We start from the raw sequence: 21,210 nt of genomic DNA, 5'->3' as shown, positions 1-21,210 counted from the left end.
GCGCCCCTCAATCGTGCGTGCGGCCGAAATCCGGGACGTCGTCGTCCTGGCCCTGCTCGACGATACTGCGGCGGATCGTGCGGGTGCGGGTGAACAGATCGTGGAGCGCATCGCCGTCGCCCCAGCGGATCGCGCGCTGGAGATGGCTCAGATCCTCCGAGAAACGCTGGAGCATTTCGAGCACCGCCTCGCGGTTGTTGAGAAAGATGTCGCGCCACATCGTCGGGTCCGACGCCGCGATCCGCGTGAAGTCGCGGAACCCGCCGGCGGAGTATTTGATGACTTCGGACTGGGTCACTTCCTCCAGGTCGCCCGCGGTACCGACGATCGTGTAGGCGATTAGGTGCGGCAGATGGCTGGTGACGGCGAGAACGCGGTCGTGATGCTCGGGCGCCATCGTCTCGACCTGCGCGCCGAGCCGTCGCCAGAACTCCGACACGCGCTCGATCGCGACCGGGTCGGCGCCTTCGGGTGGCGTGACGATGCACCAGCGATGCCGGAACAGCGTCGCGAACCCGGCTTCTGGGCCGCTGCGCTCGGTGCCGGCGACCGGGTGCGCCGGGATGACGAGCGCGTTCGGCAGCGCCTCTGTCAGGGCGCGGACGATCTCCGCCTTGCAACTGCCGACGTCGCTGACGACCGCGTCGGCGGGCAATTCGGCCGCGAACTCTCGCGCGACATCGCCCATGATGCCGACCGGGACGCACAGGATCACCAGGTCGGCGTCGATCACCGCCGCCCCGGCCGAGCCTGCGACATCATCGCAGAACTCCAATCGGTCGGCCGTCTGGCGCACGCTTTCGTCGGCGTCGTAGCCGGTGATGCGGACCGTCGGCATCGTCGCCTGGACCGCGCGCGCCACCGACGAGCCGATCAGCCCCAGCCCGATGATCGTGACGCGCGCGAACGGCAGCATCAGGCGGCTTCGACCAGCGCGCGCAGTGCCGCGGTCACGCCGCGCGTTTCCTCCTCGGTGCCGATCGTGATGCGTAGCGCATTGGGCAGGCCCTGGCCGGGCAGCCAGCGGACGATGTAGCCCGCTTCCATCAGCCCGTGATACGCGGCGTCGGCGGTCAGCGTGCCCTCGAACAGCACCAACACGAAGTTCGCCTTCGACGGCACGCAACGAAGCCCGGCATTGCCCATCTGCCCGACCTGCTCGACGAACCAGCCGCGCCAGGTATCGTTGTGCGCGCGCGTTGCGTCGACGAAGGCGGTGTCCGCGATGGCGGCGACAGCGGCGGCTTGGCCTGCGGTGGTCACGTTGAAGGGGGCGCGGATGCGGTGCATCGCGTCGATGATCGGCGCGCAGGCATAGCCCCAGCCGATCCGTTCCGCCGCCAGCCCGTGGATCTTCGAGAAGGTCCGCGTGACGAGCACGTTCGCCTCGGTCATCGCCAGCGCCAGGCCCGCATCGTCCTCCTCGGGCGACAGATATTCGGCATAGGCCTGGTCGAGCACCAGCAGCACCGACTTCGGCAGGCCGGCATGCAGCCGCGCGATTTCCGCGCGCGGCGTGAACGTGCCGGTCGGGTTGTTCGGGTTGGCGACGAACACGATGCGGGTGCGCTCGGTGACCGCAGCGAGGATCGCGTCGACGTCGGTCGCATAGTCGCGGTCGTCGACGATCACCGGCTCGGCCCCGACGCGGCGCGTGGCGATCTCGTAGACCGCGAAACCGTAGCGGACGTGGATGATCTCGTCGCCGGGGCCGGCATAGGCGCCCGCGACCAGATGCAAAATCTCGTCCGAGCCGGTGCCGTAGATCACGCGTGCCGGATCGAGGTCGTAATGCGCCGCCAGCGCCTCGCGCAGCGCGGTCGCGCCGGCGTCGGGATAGCGTTCCAGCGTCCGGTCGGCGGCATCGAACGCGGCCTTCGCGGCAGGGCTGGTGCCGAGCGGATTTTCGTTCGACGACAGTTTGATCACGGTGCGGCCATCGTCGGTGGTCGAGCGGCCGGGCGTGTACGGCGCGATCCCCATGATCCAGGGCTTCGGCGCGGGTGCGGGCATGATGTTTGTCATGGCCGCGGGACATAGCGGTCGCGGTGGCGTGGTGGCAAATATTTGTGCGCGGGGGTGGCGAAAGGCTGCATCGAGACTCCCGTCTCCCCGTCTACCCCGCAATGGGGCGGCCTTCTGCGTCGCATCGAAACCGGGCTGCGCGATGTCGACCTCCATCTCGGCGATATGCCGCTTCAGATCCTCCGCCGGTAATAGACCACGCATCCGATGCCTGTGCCTTGATCAGCACTGCCTCGTTCTTGTGGCGCGGCGCCTCGTTCTGCGTATGCCCGCCGAGAAAACTGGTCACCGCTGCCGACGTCGCCAGGATCGCGGTAAATAAAGCGATCCGCTGGTCGAACGCCTCCCCACTGGCTGCGCGCTCTTCCGACAGCTGCTCGTGCAACCCGCGCACCTCGCAATCGTCGGTACCATCCGCTGAGACCCTTCGCGCGTGACTGGACCCTGATGATCGGGTGACATATTCGTCAGCGCGCCATGATCCGCCCCCGCTCGATGTTGCCCGCTCTAGCGCTCCTCGCCGGCTGCGCGACGCCGTCCGTAAAGACAGTCCCGCCGAGCGATCACTTCAACGGACAGCGCTTCTTCAACCCGGACGGCGTGCAGGGCAGCATCGGCGAGCAGAAGCAGGGCCCGGTCGCGCTGCTCCGCAATCTGGTGAAGCCGCCCTACCGCACCTGGCCCGAAGTCCCCGTGACCCCGACGCGCCCACCCGCGCGTGTCGAGGGCCGGACGATGCGCGTCACCTGGATCGGCCATTCGACCGTGCTGGTGCAGACCCAGGGGCTCAACATCCTGACCGATCCGATGTGGCTCGAGCGCTCGTCGCCGGTCCAGTTCCTCGGCGTGAAGCGCGTCCGCCAACCCGGCGTCCGCCTCGCGGACCTGCCGAAGATCGACCTGATCCTGCTCAGTCACGACCACCGCGACCACCTCGACATGCGTGCGATGCGAACGCTCTGGCACCGCGACAAGCCGCTGATCGTGACGGGGCTCGGCAACGACCAGATCCTCGCCCGGAACGGCGTCCGCGCAGTCGCGCGCGACTGGGGCGGGCGGGTGGCGCTGCGTCCTGGCATCGACGTGATCGTCGAGCGCGCGCATCACTGGAGCGAATACGACCCCGGCGACCGCGACAAGACGTTATGGGCAGGCTTCACCGTGACGCTCCCCGGCGGCAACCTGTATTTCGCGGGCGACACCGGGCCGGGCGACATGCGCTGGGCGAGCCAAGCACGAGCGGCAGGGCCCGTCCGCCTCGCCATCCTGCCGATCGGCGCGTATCATTTCGCCGGGCACGAGACCGACAATCACATCGGCCCGGATCAGGCGGTGACGGCGTTCGAACAGCTCGGCGCGGCGTATGCGATCGGCGTCCACTGGGGCACGTTCGAGCTGACGTCCGAAGGTATCAACGAACCGCCCGACCACCTCCGCGCAGCGCTGGTTCGCGAGCATATCGCCGCGAACCGCTTCCGTACGCCAGAAGCCGGCGAGCCCTGGGTCATCGAGTAGAAGCCGGCCAATCCTCCCCCTGGCGGGGGAGGATCGAGCGGTCGAATACCGCCCTCCCGTTTCAAACCGTCTCGCGCAACTCCAGCGCCCGCTTGAACACCGCGTCGAACATCTCCGCCGTCAGCACACCCGTATTCACGTTGTACCGCGAGCAATGAAAGCTATCGATCAGCACGCGACCGTCGGGCATCACATGCTCCGCCCCATGCGCGAACCGCGCCTTGGGCAGCCGCCCGCCCAGCATCTTCACCGCCGACTGGTGCGCGATATGCCCCAGCGCCACGAACACGCGCGCGCTTGGTACCGCATCCGCCTGCGTCTCCAGGAACGGGCGGCAGGTGCGGATCTCCTCCGGCGTCGGCTTGTTCTCGGGCGGCAGGCACTTCACCGCGTTGAGGATGATCGCGCCGTCGAGCGCCAGCCCGTCCTCGGCCTTCGCGCCGTAGGTACCGGTGGCGAGCCCGAACCGGCCGAGCGTCTCGTACAGGAACTGCCCCGCATAGTCCCCGGTGAACGCGCGTCCGGTCCGGTTCGCGCCATGCTTCCCCGGCGCGAGGCCGATGATGCCGAGCCACGCGGCCGGATCGCCGAACGCCGGGACGGGCGCGTTCCACCAAGTCGGGAACTCGGTCCGCAACGACTCGCGCAACCCGACCAGCCGCGGGCAGAGCGGACAGTCGCGTGACGGCTCGGTTTCGGGCAGCGCGGAGACGGGTGCGAAGACGGTCGTGACGTCGACCTCGCCGGCCTCTTCGACGTTTTCGGAAAGCGCGGTGGTGTACGGTGTGGAATCCATCGGAGTGCGCTAGGCGGACCAAATGTCGCCTGCAACCCCGCTCCCGCCGATCGCGCAGGCCGCAACCACCTACGTGATCGCGCTCGGTTCGAACCGACGCGGCCGACACGGCGCCCCCGAGCGCGAGATCGCCGCGGCGGTGGAGGCGCTGGGCGATGTCGTGGCCCGGTCGCCAACCGTAGCGAGCGCGCCGCTAGGTCCCTCGAACCGCCGCTACGCCAACGCGGTCGTGCTGATCGAAACGCTGGAAGACCCCGCCGCGCTGCTGGTCCGCCTCAAACGGATCGAACGCAGCTTCGGTCGTCGTCCCGGCCGCCGCTGGGGCAGCCGCGTGATCGATCTCGACATCGTCCTCTGGTCGGGTGGTGCCTGGTCGTCGCCGGGACTCACCGTCCCGCACGCCGCCTTCCGCACCCGTGACTTCGTGCTCGGCCCCCTCTCAAGCCTAGTCCCGAAATGGCGCGATCCGCTGACCGGGCGAACGATACGGCAACTGGCGCAATCGGTTGACCGAAAGCGGCCACGCGATTAGGTGCGCGGTCCACGATGGCGGGGGTCCGTAGCTCAGTTGGTAGAGCAAGCGACTTTTAATCGAGAGGTCCCGGGTTCGAGCCCCGGCGGACCCACCATCGACGGTACGCCCGAACAGGGCGAGCGCCGGCATGTGCCCGCGGTTCTCGCCGGCGCATCGGTCGCGGCCGTCGGCATCGTCCTCATCCTGCTCGTCGGTCTCGCGGTCGATCACTGGCCGTTCGCGTTCGATCGCTCGATCATCCTCGGCCTGCGCACCTGGGGTGGCCCGTCCTGGCTGCCCAAGGTCGCCGCCGACGTCACCGCGCTCGGCGGCGGCATCGTCCTGACGATCGTCGTGGTGATCGTCACCGGGTTACTGATCGTCCAACGGCTCTGGCTGACCGCGCTCGCGATCGTCGCGGCGAGCGTCAGCGGCAATCTCGTCGTCGAGCTGGTCAAGACGCACGTCGCGCGCCCGCGTCCCGACATCGTCACGCACCTGGTCACCGTCACGCATATGAGCTTTCCCAGCGGGCATTCGGCGAACAGCGCGATCGTCTATCTGACGCTGGCCGGCCTTGCCTCGCAGGTGACGAGGGATCGTGCGACGCGGGCGTACATGCTCATCGTCGCGATCCTGCTGGTCGGTGCGATCGGGTGCAGCCGGGTCTATCTCGGCGTCCACTGGCCGAGCGACGTGCTGGCCGGCTGGAGCTTCGGCACGCTCTGGGCGCTGGCGTGGTGGCTGGCGACTGCCCGCGTGCGCACCTCAATCGGCGGCGAGCGCTAGCAACGCCTTCGCCGCCTTCAGATGCGGCGCATCGACCATCCTGCCATCCAACTGAAGCGCACCCGCACCCGGATTGGCGGCGAACAGGTCGACGATCGCCTGAGCATGCGCGCACTCTCCGGGCGACGGCGTGAACGCCGCGTTGATCACCGGCACCTGGCTCGGGTGGATCGCCATCATCCCCGTAAACCCGTCACGCCGCCCCCGCGCGGCATAGGCGGCGAGTCCGTCCAGATCGCGGAAATCGGGATAGACCGTCTCGATCGCCGCCACCCCCGCGGCATGTGCGCCGAACAGAGTCAGCGAGCGGGCGAGTTGATACGGAGCGGTGTACGATCCGTCCGCCTCGCGCGAGGTCGCCGCGCCAATCGCAGCGGGCAGGTCCTCCGCGCCCCAGGTCAGCCCGACGAGCCGGTCCGTGACGCTGCCATAGCTGCCGAGCGCGAAGATCGCCGCGGGCGTCTCGGTCGCGATCGGCAGGATGGCGATCTTGCCGCTCAGTTTGGCATCGAGCGCGGCGAGGCTCACGGCGCCCTCCGCCTTCGGCAGCACGATGCCCTCCGGATTGGCCGAGAGCACGGCCGCGAGGTCGTCGTCCGCCAGCCCCGAATCGAGCGGGTTGATCCGCACGAACAATGGCATCGTTCGAGGCTCTGCGAGGAACGCCGCGACGTGTTCGCGCGCCGCCACCTTGGCACCCGGCGCGACCGAATCTTCCAGGTCGAGGATCAACGCGTCCGCGCCCAGCCCGAGCGCCTTGACCATCCGCTCGGGGCGATCGCCCGGCACGAACAGCAGCGAGCGGAGTCTCACCGGCCCTTCTCCGCCAGCGCGCGCTCCCACGCCAGCGCATCGCGGACGATCCCGTCGAGATCGGCGTGGCGCGGGGTCCAGTCGAGCGTCGCGAGGATCGCGTGGTTGTCCGAGATCAGCATCGCCGGATCGCCCGCGCGACGCCCTTCGAGACGGCGTTCGATCGTCCGGTTGGTGACCTTGTCCACCGCATCGAGCACGTCGAGCACCGAGAATCCCTTGCCGTAACCCGCGTTGAGCGTGTGGCTCCTGGTTGGTTCGGCGATCAGCACGTCGAGCGCGGCGACATGCGCGGCGGCCAGGTCGGTGACGTGGATGTAGTCGCGCACGCCGGTGCCGTCGGGCGTGTCGAAATCGGTCCCGTAGACGCCGACATGGCCGCGCTTGCCGGTCGCGGCCTCGACCGCGATCTTGATCAGGTGCGTCGCGCCGACCGTCGACTGGCCGCTGCGCCCCTGCGGATCGGCGCCGGCGACGTTGAAGTACCGCAGCGCCGCGTAGTTCATCGGGTGTGCCGCCGCGACGTCGCGCAGCATCGCCTCGGTCATCAGCTTCGACATGCCGTAGGGGTTGATCGGCACGGTCGGATCGCCCTCCGCGACAGGCACCTTCTCGGGCGTGCCATAGGTCGCGGCGGTCGACGAGAAGATGAAGTGCGGCACGCCCTCGACCACCGCGCTTTCGATCAGCGCGCGACTGGCGGCGGTGTTGTTGCGGTAATATTTGAGCGGATCGCTGACCGATTCGGGCACCACGACCGAGCCGGCGAAATGCATGATCGCGCGGACGTTGTGCTCGCGGATCGCCGCGCGCACCTTCGCATCGTCGGCGACGTTGGCCGCGACGAGTGCCGCGCGAGGATCGACCGCCCAGTCGAATCCCGTGACGAGGTTGTCGATCACGACGACCTCGTAGCCCGCGTCGAGCAACGCCAGTACCGCGTGGCTGCCGATATAGCCGGCGCCTCCGGTGACCATCACCTTACCGTCGATCATGCGCGTCTCCTCTTTGTTGCGCGGTAGCGACTTCCTATCTTGGGAGAAAGGAGATCGTGATGACGGAATATGTAACGCTGGCCGGCGGCTGCTTCTGGTGCACCGAGGCTGTGTTCAAGGATGTGATCGGCGTCGAGTCGGTCGAGAGCGGCTATATCGGCGGGCACGTGCCCAACCCGACCTACAAGCAGGTCTGCGGTGGCGACACCGGGCATGCCGAGGCGATCCGGATCGGCTTCGACCCCGAGCAGCTGAAGCTCGGCGACCTGCTCGACATCTTCTTCGCGACGCACGACGCGACGACGCTGAACCGGCAGGGCAACGACGTCGGCACGCAGTACCGCTCGGCGATGTTCCCGGCGGACGACGCGCAGAAGGCCGAGATGGAAGCGGCATTGCAGCGGGCTCAGGCGGATTCGCCCAAGCCGATCGTCACGACCATCGAGCCGATGGATACGTGGTACGAGGCCGAGGGCTATCACCAGGATTACTGGGAGACGTCGGGCCGCTCGAACCCGTATTGCATGGCGGTCATTCCGCCCAAGCTGCAGAAGCTGCGGAAAAGCTTTGCGGCGCGGTCGAAGGCGGCGGTGAACGCGTAACGGTAGTTCCGTAACGCTAGATCAGTTGTTCCCCCGCGGACGCGGGGGCCCAGCTAAGTACCGCAGTCCGACTGGGCTTCTGGACCCCCGCCTCCGCGGGGGAACGGATTATCGGTGAGCGGCGCGGCGCAAACGGTCGTTGATTGCCTCGCCAATGCCTTGGGTCGGGATCGGCGCGATGGCGAGGCGGACGCTTGAGTTCGCATCCGCAGCGTGAAGCAGGTCGAACAGTTTGGCAGCGGCCTCGATCAGGTTTCCCGAAGCGGATAGCGTCACGTCGCCCAGCACTTCGCCAAACCCGATCAACCATTCGTCCGACCCTGCCTCGGTCGCATTCAGCCGAAGCAGCTTCTTGGGAGCATAATGGCTCGCAAGCTGCCCCGGCGCAGTGACCGCACCCTCACTCCCCCCCGGCGAAGGCCGGGGCCCAATTGGGGGACGGTCATGACGCAGGTCGCGCTCCGTTACATCCGACGTTCCGATTGGGCCCCGGCCTTCGCCGGGGAGGTGTTGGAGGTGGGTTAGGAGAGTTTCGGCGGTGATCGGCCCTGGTCGCAGCACCGTCCGCCCCGCCACGATCGTCGACTCCAGTCCAGCCTCGGTAGCCCCATCGTCGAGGATCAACGGCACGTTCCCCCCCAGACTTCCCGCAACATGTGCGGCCGTGGTCGGACTGATCCCCCCGCTCGCATTGGCCGAAGGCGCCGCCAACGGGCGCCCCGACACCGCGATCAACCCCTGCATCGCCCGATGCCGCGGCACCCGGATCGCGATCGTATCCAACCCGGCCGTCACCAGCGAAGCGATCCCCGAATCCCCCCGCACCGGCAGCACCAGCGTCAAAGGCCCCGGCCAGAACGCCTCGGCCAGCGCGCGCGCATCCGCATCGAACACCGCAATCCGCTCCGCCGCCGCCAGATCCGCCACATGCACGATCAGCGGATTGAAACTCGGGCGGCCCTTCGCGGCATAAATCCGCGCCACCGCCTCGGCATTGGTGGCGTCCGCCGCGAGCCCATACACCGTCTCGGTCGGCACCGCGACGAGTCCCCCGGCGCGAATCAGCGCAGCCGCCTCGGCGATCGCGGCCGTGCCGTAGGGTAAAATTCGAGGGTGTGGACGGGTCATTTTCAAGGCGTATAGCGGGTCCAAACCGTAGCGATAAGAGGATGCGATGGCCTTCACTCCAGCAACCACCGAACAGCGTTTCGTGCTCGATCATGTCGTCCGGATCGGCGAGCTCGCCGCGACCGAACGTTATGCCGCCGCCAGCGACGACGTCGTCGATGCGGTGCTCGAAGGCGTCGGGCAGCTCGCGGCCGGCGAATGGGCCCCGCTCAACCGCGCCGGCGACACCGTCGGCGCGAAGTGGACCCCCGACGGCGTCGTCATGCCCGACGGCTTCGCGCAGGCATACAAGGATTATGTCGAGGGTGGCTGGGGCACGATCGGCGTCGAAGAGGAATGGGGCGGTCAGGGCCTTCCGTTCGCGATCCAGACCGCGGTGCTCGACACATTGGGCTCGGCCAATATGGGCTTCGCGCTCTGCCCGACGCTGACCGTCGGTGCGATCGAGGCGCTCCAGCACCACGGGTCCCCTGAGCAGCAGGCGCTCTACCTCCCCCATCTCGCGACCGGCGAATGGACCGGCACGATGAACCTCACCGAGCCGCAGGCGGGCTCCGACGTCGGCGCGCTCCGTGCGACGGCGACTCCCCTCGGTGACGGCAAGTGGAGCATCAAGGGCACCAAGATCTACATCTCGTTCGGCGATCACGACATGGCGCCGAATATCGTTCACCTCGTCCTTGCGCGGACACCGGGCGCCCCGGCGGGTACGAAGGGCATCTCACTCTTCCTCGTCCCCAAGTACCGCCTTCAGGAAGACGGCACGCCGGGCGACTTCAACGACGTCCGCGTCGTCTCGATCGAGCACAAGATGGGTCTCCACGCGTCCCCCACCTGCGTCTTGAGCTTCGGCGACAACGACGACTGCATCGGCGAGCTGATCGGCGCGGAGCTTGGCGGCATCCGCGCGATGTTCACGATGATGAACAATGCGCGCCTCAACGTCGGCCTCCAGGGCGTCCAGGTCGCCGAGGGCGCGACGCAGGGCGCGGTCGCCTATGCGCTCGACCGCGTCCAGTCGGCGCGCGCCGGTTCGCCCAACAAGGACTCGGTCAAGATCGTCGAGCATCCCGACGTCCGCCGCATGCTGATGCGGATGAAGGCGCAGACGCAGGCGGCGCGCGCGCTCGTCTATTACGCGGCGGGACAGGTCGATCGCGCCAATCTCGGCGACCACGCCGCGCGCAACCGCCTCGAACTCGTCACGCCGCTGGCGAAGGCGCACGGCACCGATCTCGGCAACGAAGTCGCGTCGCTCGGCATCCAGGTCTATGGCGGCATGGGCTATGTCGAGGAAACCGGCGCCGCGCAGTATTTCCGCGATGCCCGCATCACGCCGATCTACGAGGGCACCAACGGCATCCAGGCGGCGGATCTGGTCGGGCGGAAACTCGGCCTCGACAATGGCGGCGCGTTCGCCACGCTGATCGCCGACATCCGCGCGGAGGCGAAGGACGAGCGCCTGCTCGCGCTGGTCGACGCCTGCGAAGCGATCGGGCGCAGACTCGCCACCGCGGACGCCGACGACAAGCTCGCCGCGAGCTATCCGTTCCTGACGATGCTGTCGGTCGCCACCTGCGGCTGGTTGATGGAGCGGCAGGGTGGGGTTGCCGGCACCGACGATTTCGGCCGGATGAAGACCGCGGCGGTGCGCTTCTATCTGGATCAGATCGTCCCCGAGGCGATGGGCCTGAACGCGGCCGCCAACGCCAGCGCGGCGGTGCTCTACTCGATCGAGCCGGAACTCTTCGCGGCCTGAGCGAGCACGGTAGGAGCGTCCGTCGTCCCAGCGAAGGCTGACGAACGCTCTTGCCGTTCGCACACGCGCACCTACCCGGCGACGGCACCCACTCCGGCGACGGCATCCACTCATGCGATGGCATCCACTCCGGGGACGGCATCCACCCCGGCGGAGGCCGGGGCCCAATGGGGGGACGGTCATGATCAGCGCGGTGCCCAGTTACATCCGACGTTCCAATTGGGCCCCGGCCTCCGCCGGGGTGGATGCGTTTGTGAAAGCGATACGCGCTATCGACCGGCGAGCGGTGGACGGCGGGCGGTGGACGGCGGGCGGCCTCGGTAACGCAATCCTCGATCCTCCCCCGCCAGGGGGAGGTGGCTGGCGCTTGCCAGACGGAGGGGGCGGCAAGGGATAACCCCTATTTCGAGTTCCTCCCCCTCCGTCACCTTCGGTGCCACCTCCCCCTGGCGGGGGAGGATCAGGATAGCCCGTCAACTCGAGATGCGCCTCCGCCCCACTCGACGGCTGCTCGGCACGAACGGTAAGGGGGACCAGCAACCAAGGACCTTCCCGAAAGATGTTCGACCTCGACGCCTATCTCCACCGCATCGCCATGCCCGCGCGTCCGACGCTCGACTCGATCGGCCTAAGCCGGCTGCAACTAGCGCATCGGCTCGCCATCCCGTTCGAGGATCTCGACGTCGTCCTCGGCCGCGGCATCGCGATCGACAGCGGGTCGGTGTTCGCCAAGCTCGTCACCGCGCGCCGCGGCGGCTATTGCTTCGAGCATAACCGGCTGTTCCTCGATGCGCTCGCCGACCTCGGCTTCACCGCGCGGCCCTTGCTCGCGCGCGTCTGGCTCGCCGCGACCGACGTACCACCGCTGACCCACACCTTTGCGCTGGTGACGATCGACGGGCAGGACTGGATCGCCGACACCGGCTTCGGCGGCAGCTACACGCCGGTCGTCCCGCTCGCCGACGGCGCCGAGGCGACAGCGCCCGACGGCGCGCGCTTCCGGCTGGAATCGACCGAGCAAGGCTGGATGCTGTTCCGCGACGGCGATCCCATGACGACCGACGGCCGCGGATCGGGCGAGGGCTTCCAGCCGCAATACAGCTTCACCTTGGCGCAGGTGTTCGACGCGGATCTAGCCCAGTCGAACCACTGGACCTCGACCGCCCCGTCCAGCCGCTTCACGCACACCGCGATCGCCAGCATCGTCCTGCCGAACGGCTTCGCGTCGCTGGTCGGGCGGAATTATCGCCGGCGCTCGGGGACCGACACGACCGTCGGCGAGATCACCGACCCGCGCGTGTACCGCATCCGCATGAGCCTGTTGTTCGGGATCGACCTGAGCGTCGAGGATGTCGCGGCGCTAAGGATTTTCTGAAGCCCTGGTTGGGCTTCTGACCTCCTCCGGTCTCCGCCCCTCTTTCCGTTCGTGCTGTGTAGCGACCGAGTAGCTGCGTCAGCAGCGCATCGAGGGTGCGTATCGAAGCATGGGTTCCGCGCGCCAACCTGTCCTTCGATACGTCCTCTCGATACGCCGCTTCGCGCCTACTCGAGGACTACTCAGGACGAACGGGGGAGGGGCAGCACGACCGCAGGGGGCAGGAGAACGCGAAATGCATCGCTCGCGACCGATCAGGCCCGCTCGCGCTCCAGCAGGTCGTGCGCATCCAGCCCCAGCAGATCGATATGCCCCAAAATCCGCGGCCACTGCGTCGTCACGAAATTCTCGCGCTCGGCCACCCGCAGCGCTTCCGCCGCGCCCGGCAGCACGAACATCCCGACGCCGCGCCGGACCTCGACATAGCCGTCATCCTGAAAGCTCTGATACGCCTTGGCGACCGTCAGCGGGTTCGCACCCTGCTCGGCCGCGAACGCGCGTACCGACGGCAATTGATCGCCCGCACGGTAGTCGCCACGCAGGATTCCCGCCGCGATCGTGCTGCGGAGTCGGATGTATACGGGGCTATCGTCGCTGCTGAGCGCTGTCATGCTGTTCTAATACAGCAATTAGGCGATTAGTCGAGTCTCACGATCCCCAGTGCGAGACGAGGCGTGCCATATCGGGGCGGGGACGCTCGTCGAGCGCGCGGGACAGTGTCCCGATGAACATGAAGCCTGCGATCCGCTCGGATGCCGACCCGAACGCATCGCGCACGGTGTCCGAGAATGCCGCCCAGCCGGTCAGCCAGCCGCCCGCGAACCCTTCGGCATGGACCGCATGAAGCAGGTTCATGCACGCCGCGCCCGCCGACAACTCCTGTTCCCACACCGGAATCTTGCTTTCCTTCGGCGACGACAGGACCACCACCAGGGTCGGCGCCTGATGCGCGAACTGGTCGAGCGACTCGAGTTCCAGCCGCGACGCGTCGGGCCGCTCGGCGAGGTACGCGTCGGTGATCAGCGCCGACAGCGCCACGCGGCGTTCGTCGCCCACGACGACGAACCGCCACGGCGCCAGCTTGCCGTGATCCGGCGTCCGCGCCGCGATCTCGAGGATCGTCGCCAGCTGATAGGAATCGGGGCCGGGCGCGATCAGGTCGCGCGGCTTTCCCGAGCGGCGGGTGGCGAGCAGCGAGAGCGGCGTGGAACGGTCGTTGAGCATGACGCGGCAGATAAGCCCTGATGTGCGATATTTACAGGCCGGGCTTTGCCGCTAGGTTGCGCGCCAACACGCGCCCGGCAGTGGCGCGATCATTGGAGCATCATTGCAATATGGCCAGCGCTAACGCCAAAGCGAGCAGGGGCGGCGGCGTTCCCGCCGATGCGAAGACCTTTTTCGGGCACCCGCGCGGGCTGTTCATGCTGTTCTTCGTCGAGCTGTGGGAGCGATTTTCGTTCTACGGCATGCGCGCGATCCTGGTGCTGTATCTCACCAAGCATTTCCTGTTCGGCGATGAGCCGTCCTACGCGATCTACGGCGCCTATACCTCGATGGTGTACATCACGCCGATCATCGGCGGCTATCTGTCCGACCGCTTCCTGGGGCCACGCAAAGCGGTGCTCGCGGGTGGCATCTTCATCACGCTCGGCCATCTGCTGCTGGCGATCGTCGAGGCGCCGCAGGGCGTGCAGGGCGCGGCACTCAACGGCTTCTACCTCGGTCTCGCCTTCATCATCGTCGGCACCGGCTTCCTGAAGGCGAACATCTCGGTGCTCGTCGGCAAGCTCTACGCGCGCGAGGACATGCGGCGCGATGGGGCGTTCTCGATCTTCTACATGGGGATCAACACCGGCGCGTTCGTCGGCCCGATCGCGGTCGGCATCCTCGGCGAGACGGTCGGCTGGTCGTACGGTTTCGGCGCGGCGGGCATCGGCATGGCGCTCGGGCTGGTCATGTTCATCCTGTTCCAGCGCGAGCTGCACGGTGTCGGCGAAGCGCCCGACGCCGCCGTGCTCGCGTCGAGGCCGGTTGGCGGGCTGTCGATCGAATGGCTGATCTATCTCGGCGGGATCGTCGGCGTCGCCGTGTCGTGGTGGCTGGTGCGCAGCCAGGGCGTCGTCGGCACCGCGCTGATCGTCGCGTCGCTCGTCACCGTCGGCTACATCCTGTGGACCGCGGTCGCCAAGCTGCCGCGCGTCGACCGCGACCGGATCTTCGCGGCGCTGTTCCTGATCGCGCTCGCGCCGCTGTTCTGGGCGTTGTTCGAACAGACCGGCTCGTCGCTCAACGTCTACACCGACCAGTCGGTCGACCGCGTCGTGTTCGGCTGGACTATCCCCGCCTCGGTGTTCCAATCGGTCAATCCGTTCTTCATCATCACGCTGGCGCCGGTGTTCGCGGCGCTCTGGACCAGGCTCGGCAAGTCAGGGTTCGAGCCGAGCGCACCGTTCAAGTTCGGCATCGGCCTGATCCTGGTCGGCGCCGGCTTCTTCGTGCTGACGCTCGGCGCGCCGGCACAGGGCCTGACCCCGGCGATTTTCGTCGTGCTGCTCTACATGCTCCACTCGATGGCCGAGCTCTGCTTCTCGCCGATCGGGCTGTCGTCGATGACGCGGCTGTCGGTGCCGAGCATGACCGGGCTGATGATGGGCACGTGGTTCCTCGCGACCGCGGGCGGCAATTTCCTCGCCGGCCTGATCGCGCAGGCGACCGGCGGCGAGGGCGCGGGCGTCGAGCGCGTCCTGGAGGTGTACGGCCGGATCGGCTGGGTCGCGATCGGTATCGGCGTGGTCGTGCTGGTCCTCGCGCCGTTCGTCACGAAGCTGATGCATCTCGACCAGATGGGCGCGGTCGATCACGCAATGGCGGGCCAGAACGAACTCGGCGAGCCGGGTGCCGCCGGCCTCGACACCCGCGGCGAACAGGTCCCGCGGGGCTGACGCAAAATTCCCCTCCCGCTTGCGGGAGGGGTTAGGGGAGGGCGCGACGTACGTACCGGCGTCCGGTCCATGAGGCACGCCCCTCCCCCGACCCCTCCCGCAAGCGGGAGGGGAGACGTCAGATCCGCGTCATCGACAGCGCCTTCTCGCCATACCGCGGCCCGGCCGTCCCACCCCGAGGCGCCGCCGCATCCAGCTTCGTCAGATCGTCCGCGGTTAGCGTGATATCCGCCGCCTTCATGCTGTCTTCCAGCGTAACCCGCCGCTTCGACCCCGGGATCGGCACGATGTCGTCGCCCTGCGCCAGCAGCCACGCGAGCGCGATCTGCGCCGGCGACGCCCCATGCACATCGGCGATCGACTTCACCACCGCGACCATCTCCATGTTCTTGGCGAAGTTCTCCTCCGAATACCGCGGATCATTCCGCCGGTAATCGCCCTCGGGCAGATCCGACCGCGCAGTAATCTGCCCCGTCAGGAAGCCCCGCCCGAGCGGCGAATACGGCACGAACCCGATCCCCAACTCGCGGCACAACGGCAGGATCTCATCCTCCACGTCCCGCTCCCACAGCGAATATTCGCTCTGCAACGCCGCGATCGGATGCGTCGCCGCGGCACGCCGGATCGTATCGAGCCCAGCCTCCGACAGCCCGAGATGCCGCACCTTGCCCTCGCGAACGAGGTCCGCCATCGCGCCGACCGTATCCTCGATCGGCACACCCGGATCGACGCGGTGCTGGTACAGCAGGTCGATCGTCTCGACCCCGAGCCGCTTCAGCGATCCCTCGCACGCCCGCCGCACATTGGCGGGCGTGGAATCGACCCCCGTCATCCCGTTCTCGTCATAGCGGAAGCCGAACTTGGTCGCGATCACGACGCCGTCGCGCTTGCCCCGGATCGCCTTGCCGAGCAGCTCCTCGTTGACCAGCGGACCATAGATCTCGGCGGTGTCGAACAGCGTCACGCCCAGGTCGATCGCGCGGTGGATGGTGGCGATGCTCTCGTCGGCGTTCGCCTCGCCGTACATGCCCTTGCCGATGCCGGCCATCGGCATGCAGCCGAGCCCGAGCGCGGAAACCTCGAAATCAGGGCCGAGCGTGCGATACTTCATGGGAATTCTCCTGTGCGCCGCCGCGATCGGACCGCGCTGCGACGGAGATGGTAACGGCGGTGTCCATCGTCACGTTCCCGACGGTGCGAAACAGGTCGGGTATGGTCTCGACTGCGATGAGCAGACCCAGCACCTCGAGCGGGATGCCCATTGCCAGCGCCACCGGCGCGACCGACGCGACGAAGCTGATCGTGCCGGGCAGCGAGATCGACCCCATCGTCGTGATCGCCGCGGTCGCCACGCCCGCCGCCATCTGCCCCGGCCCGATCGGCAGCCCCAGCCAGTGCGCGACGTACAGCGCGACGGCCAGGTTCATCGCCGGGCTGGTCGCGCGGAACACCGCGACCGACAGCGGCAGGACGATCCCGGCGGTAGCGGGCGACGCGCCGAGATCGGTCGACGCCTTCAGCATCGCCGGCAGCGAGGCGAGCGACGACTGCGTGCTGATCGCGACCGCCTGCGCCGGCGCGACCGCGCGTGCGAACCGGCCGAAGCCGACGCGGCCGCCGATCATCCCGATCGGATAGGCGGACAGCAGGACGATGAACCCGATCGCCGAGACGCAGACGATATAGTGCAGAAGCGCGCCGAACGCCGCCGTCCCGGTGCGCGCACCGACCCCGTAGGCGAGCGCGAAGATGCCGATCGGCGCGAGCTTCAGCACCCATGTGATGATGATCAGCAGCGCATCGACCACCGCCTGGAAGAAGCCGGTCAGGATGCGCCGGCGATCGTCGGGCAGCTTCGTCACGGCAAAGGCGAACGTCAGCGCGAAGACGGTGAGCGGCAGGAAAGAGTCGCTGGAGGCGGCGGCGACGATGTTGGTCGGCACGATCGTGTCGAAGAACGCGCCGATCCCCGGCACCGGCCCGACCGGCGCAGCACCCGTCAGTGCGGCACGCAACGCGGCGCCTAACGCGCGCGGCAGTGGAAAGGCATCCAGGATCAACGGCATGACCAGCGCGGACATGATCGTCGTGCTCCACAGGATGACGACGATCATCACCATCGCCCGCACCGTGATCCGCCCGGCGCGCGCGGCCTCGGTGGTCGCGCCGATCCCGGTCACGAGCAGCCCGACGACGAGCGGCACGATCACCATCTGCAAGCCGTGTAGCCACGCCGAGCCGATCGGCTGGGTCACCGCCGTCGCCGCGATCGCATTCGCCGGCGACCACGCCGCCGCGGCGATGCCGATCGCGATGCCGCCGATCAGGGCGGCAAGTATCCGTGTAGTCTGCGACATGCTCGCCCTTCGTGATGTACCGCGCTATCAAACGGATCGGACACCGATACGGGACGGAAAGCGGACGCGATGGCAAGAAAATACTTCGGCACCGATGGCATTCGTGGCGCCACCAACGTCTCGCCGATGACGGCAGAGATGGCGATGAAGGTCGGCATGGCGGCGGGCGCCTACTTCCTGCGCGGCGACCACCGCCACCGCGTCGTCATCGGCAAGGACACGCGGCTGTCCGGCTACATGCTCGAATCGGCGTTGGTCGCGGGCTTCACCAGCGTCGGCATGGACGTGGTGATGGTCGGCCCGATGCCGACGCCCGCGGTGGCGATGCTCACCCAGTCGATGCGCGCGGATATCGGCGTGATGATCTCCGCCAGCCACAATCCGTATGCGGACAACGGCATCAAGCTGTTCGGACCCGATGGCTACAAGCTGTCCGACGAAGCCGAGGCAGCGATCGAGGCGTTGATCGACGGCGACATCCCGCTCGTCCCCTCCGACCAGATCGGCCGCGCGCGCCGGATCGAGGACGCGCAGGGCCGGTACATCCATTTCGCCAAGTCGACCTTCCCGGAGAATCTCCGCCTCGACGGGATGCGCGTGGTGCTCGATTGCGCGAACGGTGCCGCCTACAAGGTCGCACCGTCGGCACTGTGGGAACTCGGCGCGGACGTCGTCGCGATCGGCGTCACCCCCAACGGCACCAACATCAACGACGGCGTCGGCTCGACCGCACCGCAGGCGCTTGCCGAGACGGTGGTCGCCAGCGGCGCGGATATCGGCATCGCGCTCGACGGCGATGCGGACCGGCTGATCGTGGTCGACGAGACCGGTACGATCGTCGATGGCGACCAGCTCATGGCGACGATCGCCGCCAGCTGGGCACGGCAGGGGCGGCTTGCAGGCGGTGGGCTGGTCGCGACGGTGATGTCCAACCTCGGCCTCGAACGCCATCTCGCCGCGCAAGGGCTGGGCCTCGTCCGCACCGCGGTCGGCGATCGCCACGTGCTCGAGAAGATGCGCTCCAGCGGCTACAACGTCGGCGGCGAACAGTCGGGCCACATCATCCTCAGCGATTACGCGACCACCGGCGACGGCCTCGTCGCGGCGCTCCAGATTCTCGCCGAGGTCAAGCGCTCGGGCGCCCCGGCCAGCGAAGTCCTCCACCGCTTCGAGCCCCTGCCGCAGTTGCTCAAGAACGTCCGCTTCGCCGGCGGCAAACCGCTCGATCACGACGCGGTCAAGGCGGTGATCGCCGACGCCGAAGCCGAACTCGCTGGCAAGGGGCGCCTCGTGATCCGTCCGTCGGGCACCGAGCCGGTGATCCGCGTGATGGCCGAAGGCGACGACCCCGCGCAGGTCGAACAGGTCGTCGACCGCATCTGCGACGCGGTGCGAAAGGCCGCCGCCTGATGCTCGAAATGCGCCCCATCTGCGAACGCTGCACCACCGAGCTTCCGGCCGACGCGCCAGGCGCATTCATCTGCTCGTTCGAATGCACCTTCTGCGCGGAATGCGCGGACGCGCTCGACGAACGCTGTCCGAACTGCGGCGGGGAATTGCTCGACCGGCCGACGAGGCTTGGCGAAGCGCCACCGCAAAAGCCGGCAGCGGGCAGGCGGCACTAGGCGCCGTTCGATTAGGCGCCACCTAGCTCCTTTCGGCCACCTCAACCCCTTCTACCACCCCGGCGAAGGCCGGGGCCCAAATGGGGGACGGTGCTAACCAAGGGCATCGCTCCGTTACTTCGGCCTTCCCAATTGGGCCCCGGCCTCCGCCGGGGTGGTTAAGGAGGGGCATACCGCTGTCCTACATCTCACCAGGTATGGCATAGCCCAGCATATGACCGCCAACCGCGCCAAACCCCGCTCAGCCACCCCAAACGGCTCCGCCAAGAAACCGCGCCAGCGTCTGCACTTCCTGCACTTCACTTTTCCGGCCGACCTCCGATGACCGCCAGAATCCTCATAATAGCCGGCTCGGACTCTGGCGGCGGCGCCGGAATCCAGGCGGATATCAAAACCGTGACGATGCTCGGCGGGCACGCGACGACCGCGGTAACGGCGATCACCGCGCAGAACACGCTCGGCGTGCAGGCGGTCCATCAGATCCCGACCGACATGGTGCTCGCGCAGATCAATTCGGTCGTCTCGGACATCGGTGTGGATGCGATAAAGATCGGCATGATCGGCTCGGCAGACACCGCCAATGCGGTTGCCGACTACCTGACTTCCTTGTTCTCCCGCGAAGGCGGGAGCCCAGACTGGACTCCCGCCTTCGCGGGAGAACAAGGGGGGGCGGGCTGTCCTCAAAGTTCAAGCATCCCCATCGTTTTCGACCCCGTGATGATCGCAACCAGCGGCTCCGTCCTCGCCGACGCCGCCACCATCGCCGCCTTCACCCGCCTCATGCGGATCGCCACGCTCGTAACCCCCAACCTCCCCGAACTCGCAGCGCTCGGCGGGGAAGCCGCAATCCGCGCACTAGGCCCCGCCGTCCTCATAAAAGGCGGCCACGCCGAAGGCCCCCACGTCACCGACCGCCTCGTCACCGACGCGGCCGAAACCCTGTGGACCAACCCCCGCATCGAAACCCGCCACGCGCACGGCACCGGCTGCACGCTCGCCAGCGGCATCGCGACAGGGCTCGCCCAGGGCATGACGCTCGACGCTGCCACCGACCGCGCCATCGCGTTCGTCCGCGCCGCGCTTGCCAATGCACCGGGCCTGGGCGCAGGGCACGGCCCGATGGGGCACGCCCTCGGCACCAGCCCGTTCGACCAGTGGAAAGACCGCCAATGCCCGGCATGAAACACGAAAAGCTCTGCGTCGGCCCCGTCGCCGGCGTCGACGAAGCCGGCCGCGGACCGCTCGCCGGGCCTGTGGTCGCAGCCGCCGTGATCCTGCCGCCAAAAGGCGTACCCCGCGGCATCGACGACTCCAAAAAGCTCTCCGCCTCCGAGCGCGAACGGCTCTGCGCGCGCCTGAAGGGCTGCGCGATCGTCGGCATCGGCATCGTCCAGCCCGAGGAAATCGACACGCTCAACATCTACTGGGCGACGATGAAGGCGATGACGCTCGCGGTCGACGCGCTGGCGGTCGAACTTGGCCAGGCCCCCGGCCACGTCCTGGTCGACGGCAACCGCCTGCCCCGCTGGACTTACCCCGCGACCCCCCTCGTCGGCGGCGACGCGAAATCGCTGTCGATCGCCGCCGCCTCGATCGTCGCCAAGCACACGCGCGACCTGATCATGATCGCCGCCGCCGACGTCCATCCCGAATATAACTGGCATTCGAACAAGGGCTATGGCTGCGCGCATCACATGCGCGCGCTCCGCGAACACGGCCCCACGCCGATTCACCGCCGCAGTTTCGCCCCCGTCGCCGCCGCCTATCAGGCTCGCGGCGATCTTTTCGCAAAGGAAACGACCAGCTGAGTCTTTCGCGCCACACCCCAAGGGCTTGAGCCGCGCGTCTCCCACGACTCAACATCTGGGCGCAGGCGACTCGGTTGGTCGCATCCACGGAATCCCGACACAACGCCGTTAACGATTGTTTGCTTGACGGAGTCGGACAATTTCGACGCTATGGCCACCGACAAGGG

Annotated in this window: 22 protein-coding genes and 1 tRNA gene; 12 read left to right on the top strand and 11 right to left on the bottom strand. The window is 67.9% G+C overall.

From position 1 onward, the window contains the following. Positions 1 to 7: 7 nt before the first annotated feature. The 3 genes from ACLBWL_RS01085 to ACLBWL_RS01075 all read right to left on the bottom strand — a co-directional run bounded on the left by ACLBWL_RS01085 (position 8) and on the right by ACLBWL_RS01075 (position 2,419). Entirely contained in the window at positions 8 to 916 is a 909-nt protein-coding gene (locus ACLBWL_RS01085) for a prephenate/arogenate dehydrogenase family protein (RefSeq protein ID WP_447789459.1), read from the bottom strand. Further along, the gene (hisC, locus tag ACLBWL_RS01080; protein WP_447791927.1) at positions 916 to 2,013 is read right to left on the bottom strand and encodes a histidinol-phosphate transaminase; all 1,098 of its coding nucleotides are present in this window, start codon (positions 2,011 to 2,013) and stop codon (positions 916 to 918) included. The genes ACLBWL_RS01085 and hisC overlap by 1 nt, the downstream gene beginning before the upstream one ends. 103 nt (positions 2,014 to 2,116) lie before the next feature. After that, entirely contained in the window at positions 2,117 to 2,419 is a 303-nt protein-coding gene (locus ACLBWL_RS01075) for a DUF4337 family protein (protein WP_447789457.1), read from the bottom strand. An 83-nt stretch (positions 2,420 to 2,502) separates the two neighbouring features. On the opposite strand from ACLBWL_RS01075, the gene ACLBWL_RS01070 reads away from it, so the two are divergent. Beyond that, positions 2,503 to 3,540, top strand: coding sequence for an MBL fold metallo-hydrolase (locus tag ACLBWL_RS01070; protein ID WP_447789455.1), 1,038 nt, complete (start codon positions 2,503 to 2,505; stop codon positions 3,538 to 3,540). 61 nt (positions 3,541 to 3,601) lie between these two features. Here ACLBWL_RS01070 and ACLBWL_RS01065 read toward each other — a convergent pair whose 3' ends face one another. Continuing rightward, the gene (locus tag ACLBWL_RS01065) at positions 3,602 to 4,336 is read right to left on the bottom strand and encodes a uracil-DNA glycosylase (RefSeq protein ID WP_447789453.1); all 735 of its coding nucleotides are present in this window, start codon (positions 4,334 to 4,336) and stop codon (positions 3,602 to 3,604) included. Between the two features lie 22 nt (positions 4,337 to 4,358). Between ACLBWL_RS01065 and folK the strand changes: the two genes are divergently transcribed. The 3 genes from folK to ACLBWL_RS01050 all read left to right on the top strand — a co-directional run bounded on the left by folK (position 4,359) and on the right by ACLBWL_RS01050 (position 5,639). After that, a complete protein-coding gene (folK, locus tag ACLBWL_RS01060) occupies positions 4,359 to 4,868 on the top strand; it encodes a 2-amino-4-hydroxy-6-hydroxymethyldihydropteridine diphosphokinase (RefSeq protein ID WP_447789451.1) in 510 nt (169 codons plus the stop codon). Positions 4,869 to 4,889: 21 nt separating this feature from the next. Continuing rightward, a tRNA-Lys gene (locus tag ACLBWL_RS01055) sits at positions 4,890 to 4,965 on the top strand. A gap of 35 nt (positions 4,966 to 5,000) precedes the next feature. Beyond that, a complete protein-coding gene (locus tag ACLBWL_RS01050) occupies positions 5,001 to 5,639 on the top strand; it encodes a phosphatase PAP2 family protein (protein ID WP_447789449.1) in 639 nt (212 codons plus the stop codon). On the opposite strand, the gene ACLBWL_RS01045 is transcribed toward ACLBWL_RS01050, so the two are convergent. Together ACLBWL_RS01045 and galE are read right to left on the bottom strand one after the other, a co-directional pair. Then, entirely contained in the window at positions 5,619 to 6,452 is an 834-nt protein-coding gene (locus tag ACLBWL_RS01045) for an HpcH/HpaI aldolase/citrate lyase family protein (protein ID WP_447789447.1), read from the bottom strand. The genes ACLBWL_RS01050 and ACLBWL_RS01045 overlap by 21 nt on opposite strands. Then, positions 6,449 to 7,447: a UDP-glucose 4-epimerase GalE gene (gene galE / locus ACLBWL_RS01040; protein WP_447789445.1), complete on the bottom strand. Its 999-nt coding sequence runs from the start codon at positions 7,445 to 7,447 to the stop codon at positions 6,449 to 6,451. Before galE ends, ACLBWL_RS01045 begins: the two co-directional genes overlap by 4 nt. Before the next feature lie 59 nt (positions 7,448 to 7,506). Between galE and msrA the strand changes: the two genes are divergently transcribed. After that, positions 7,507 to 8,049, top strand: a complete 543-nt coding sequence (gene msrA / locus ACLBWL_RS01035; protein WP_447789443.1) for a peptide-methionine (S)-S-oxide reductase MsrA — start codon at positions 7,507 to 7,509, stop codon at positions 8,047 to 8,049. Between the two features lie 108 nt (positions 8,050 to 8,157). On the opposite strand, the gene ACLBWL_RS01030 is transcribed toward msrA, so the two are convergent. Further along, the gene (locus tag ACLBWL_RS01030) at positions 8,158 to 9,177 is read right to left on the bottom strand and encodes an L-threonylcarbamoyladenylate synthase (protein ID WP_447789441.1); all 1,020 of its coding nucleotides are present in this window, start codon (positions 9,175 to 9,177) and stop codon (positions 8,158 to 8,160) included. Between the two features lie 46 nt (positions 9,178 to 9,223). Here ACLBWL_RS01030 and ACLBWL_RS01025 point away from each other — a divergent pair, with 46 nt between their 5' ends. Together ACLBWL_RS01025 and ACLBWL_RS01020 are read left to right on the top strand one after the other, a co-directional pair. Continuing rightward, the gene (locus tag ACLBWL_RS01025; protein ID WP_447789439.1) at positions 9,224 to 10,936 is read left to right on the top strand and encodes an acyl-CoA dehydrogenase; all 1,713 of its coding nucleotides are present in this window, start codon (positions 9,224 to 9,226) and stop codon (positions 10,934 to 10,936) included. A gap of 559 nt (positions 10,937 to 11,495) precedes the next feature. After that, a complete protein-coding gene (locus ACLBWL_RS01020) occupies positions 11,496 to 12,311 on the top strand; it encodes an arylamine N-acetyltransferase family protein (RefSeq protein WP_447789437.1) in 816 nt (271 codons plus the stop codon). 254 nt (positions 12,312 to 12,565) lie between these two features. Here ACLBWL_RS01020 and ACLBWL_RS01015 read toward each other — a convergent pair whose 3' ends face one another. Both ACLBWL_RS01015 and ACLBWL_RS01010 read right to left on the bottom strand, forming a co-directional pair. Further along, entirely contained in the window at positions 12,566 to 12,922 is a 357-nt protein-coding gene (locus tag ACLBWL_RS01015; RefSeq protein ID WP_447789435.1) for a GntR family transcriptional regulator, read from the bottom strand. Positions 12,923 to 12,959: 37 nt separating this feature from the next. Then, positions 12,960 to 13,535 carry a nitroreductase family protein gene (locus ACLBWL_RS01010; RefSeq protein ID WP_447789433.1) on the bottom strand — a complete coding sequence of 192 codons (576 nt, stop codon included), beginning with the start codon at positions 13,533 to 13,535 and terminating at the stop codon, positions 12,960 to 12,962. A 110-nt stretch (positions 13,536 to 13,645) separates the two neighbouring features. On the opposite strand from ACLBWL_RS01010, the gene ACLBWL_RS01005 reads away from it, so the two are divergent. After that, complete coding sequence (locus tag ACLBWL_RS01005; RefSeq protein ID WP_447789431.1) at positions 13,646 to 15,253, top strand: peptide MFS transporter; 1,608 nt, start codon at positions 13,646 to 13,648, stop codon at positions 15,251 to 15,253. Between the two features lie 118 nt (positions 15,254 to 15,371). Here the strand turns inward: ACLBWL_RS01005 and ACLBWL_RS01000 are convergent, their stop codons facing one another. After that, entirely contained in the window at positions 15,372 to 16,364 is a 993-nt protein-coding gene (locus tag ACLBWL_RS01000; RefSeq protein WP_447789429.1) for an aldo/keto reductase, read from the bottom strand. Beyond that, positions 16,339 to 17,610 carry a dicarboxylate/amino acid:cation symporter gene (locus ACLBWL_RS00995; protein ID WP_447789427.1) on the bottom strand — a complete coding sequence of 424 codons (1,272 nt, stop codon included), beginning with the start codon at positions 17,608 to 17,610 and terminating at the stop codon, positions 16,339 to 16,341. The genes ACLBWL_RS01000 and ACLBWL_RS00995 overlap by 26 nt, the downstream gene beginning before the upstream one ends. A 69-nt stretch (positions 17,611 to 17,679) precedes the next feature. On the opposite strand from ACLBWL_RS00995, the gene glmM reads away from it, so the two are divergent. From glmM to ACLBWL_RS00975, 4 genes are all read left to right on the top strand, one after another. Continuing rightward, positions 17,680 to 19,020 (top strand): phosphoglucosamine mutase, encoded by a 1,341-nt coding sequence (glmM, locus tag ACLBWL_RS00990; RefSeq protein ID WP_447789425.1) that lies wholly within the window; start codon positions 17,680 to 17,682, stop codon positions 19,018 to 19,020. Next, positions 19,020 to 19,235, top strand: a complete 216-nt coding sequence (locus tag ACLBWL_RS00985) for a DUF1272 domain-containing protein (RefSeq protein ID WP_447789423.1) — start codon at positions 19,020 to 19,022, stop codon at positions 19,233 to 19,235. Before glmM ends, ACLBWL_RS00985 begins: the two co-directional genes overlap by 1 nt. 321 nt (positions 19,236 to 19,556) lie before the next feature. After that, complete coding sequence (thiD, locus tag ACLBWL_RS00980) at positions 19,557 to 20,417, top strand: bifunctional hydroxymethylpyrimidine kinase/phosphomethylpyrimidine kinase (RefSeq protein ID WP_447789421.1); 861 nt, start codon at positions 19,557 to 19,559, stop codon at positions 20,415 to 20,417. Then, positions 20,405 to 21,043 carry a ribonuclease HII gene (locus ACLBWL_RS00975; protein WP_447789419.1) on the top strand — a complete coding sequence of 213 codons (639 nt, stop codon included), beginning with the start codon at positions 20,405 to 20,407 and terminating at the stop codon, positions 21,041 to 21,043. The genes thiD and ACLBWL_RS00975 overlap by 13 nt, the downstream gene beginning before the upstream one ends. Positions 21,044 to 21,210: the final 167 nt, after the last annotated feature.

It is taken from the genome of Sphingomonas sp. M1A8_2b (assembly GCF_053345535.1).
Note: the sequence above shows the minus strand (reverse complement) of the source record. Positions and strands in the feature narration are given on the sequence as shown.

Coding starts and splice junctions, on each gene's coding strand:
- ACLBWL_RS01085 (WP_447789459.1), bottom strand. CDS start 916: ATGCTGCCGTTCGCGCGCGTCACGATCATCGGGCTGGGGCTGATCGGC.
- hisC (WP_447791927.1), bottom strand. CDS start 2,013: ATGCCCGCACCCGCGCCGAAGCCCTGGATCATGGGGATCGCGCCGTAC.
- ACLBWL_RS01070 (WP_447789455.1), top strand. CDS start 2,503: ATGATCCGCCCCCGCTCGATGTTGCCCGCTCTAGCGCTCCTCGCCGGC.
- ACLBWL_RS01065 (WP_447789453.1), bottom strand. CDS start 4,336: ATGGATTCCACACCGTACACCACCGCGCTTTCCGAAAACGTCGAAGAG.
- folK (WP_447789451.1), top strand. CDS start 4,359: ATGTCGCCTGCAACCCCGCTCCCGCCGATCGCGCAGGCCGCAACCACC.
- galE (WP_447789445.1), bottom strand. CDS start 7,447: ATGATCGACGGTAAGGTGATGGTCACCGGAGGCGCCGGCTATATCGGC.
- msrA (WP_447789443.1), top strand. CDS start 7,507: ATGACGGAATATGTAACGCTGGCCGGCGGCTGCTTCTGGTGCACCGAG.
- ACLBWL_RS01030 (WP_447789441.1), bottom strand. CDS start 9,177: ATGACCCGTCCACACCCTCGAATTTTACCCTACGGCACGGCCGCGATC.
- ACLBWL_RS01025 (WP_447789439.1), top strand. CDS start 9,224: ATGGCCTTCACTCCAGCAACCACCGAACAGCGTTTCGTGCTCGATCAT.
- ACLBWL_RS01020 (WP_447789437.1), top strand. CDS start 11,496: ATGTTCGACCTCGACGCCTATCTCCACCGCATCGCCATGCCCGCGCGT.
- ACLBWL_RS01015 (WP_447789435.1), bottom strand. CDS start 12,922: ATGACAGCGCTCAGCAGCGACGATAGCCCCGTATACATCCGACTCCGC.
- ACLBWL_RS01010 (WP_447789433.1), bottom strand. CDS start 13,535: ATGCTCAACGACCGTTCCACGCCGCTCTCGCTGCTCGCCACCCGCCGC.
- ACLBWL_RS01005 (WP_447789431.1), top strand. CDS start 13,646: ATGGCCAGCGCTAACGCCAAAGCGAGCAGGGGCGGCGGCGTTCCCGCC.
- ACLBWL_RS01000 (WP_447789429.1), bottom strand. CDS start 16,364: ATGAAGTATCGCACGCTCGGCCCTGATTTCGAGGTTTCCGCGCTCGGG.
- ACLBWL_RS00995 (WP_447789427.1), bottom strand. CDS start 17,610: ATGTCGCAGACTACACGGATACTTGCCGCCCTGATCGGCGGCATCGCG.
- glmM (WP_447789425.1), top strand. CDS start 17,680: ATGGCAAGAAAATACTTCGGCACCGATGGCATTCGTGGCGCCACCAAC.
- ACLBWL_RS00985 (WP_447789423.1), top strand. CDS start 19,020: ATGCTCGAAATGCGCCCCATCTGCGAACGCTGCACCACCGAGCTTCCG.
- thiD (WP_447789421.1), top strand. CDS start 19,557: ATGACCGCCAGAATCCTCATAATAGCCGGCTCGGACTCTGGCGGCGGC.
- ACLBWL_RS00975 (WP_447789419.1), top strand. CDS start 20,405: ATGCCCGGCATGAAACACGAAAAGCTCTGCGTCGGCCCCGTCGCCGGC.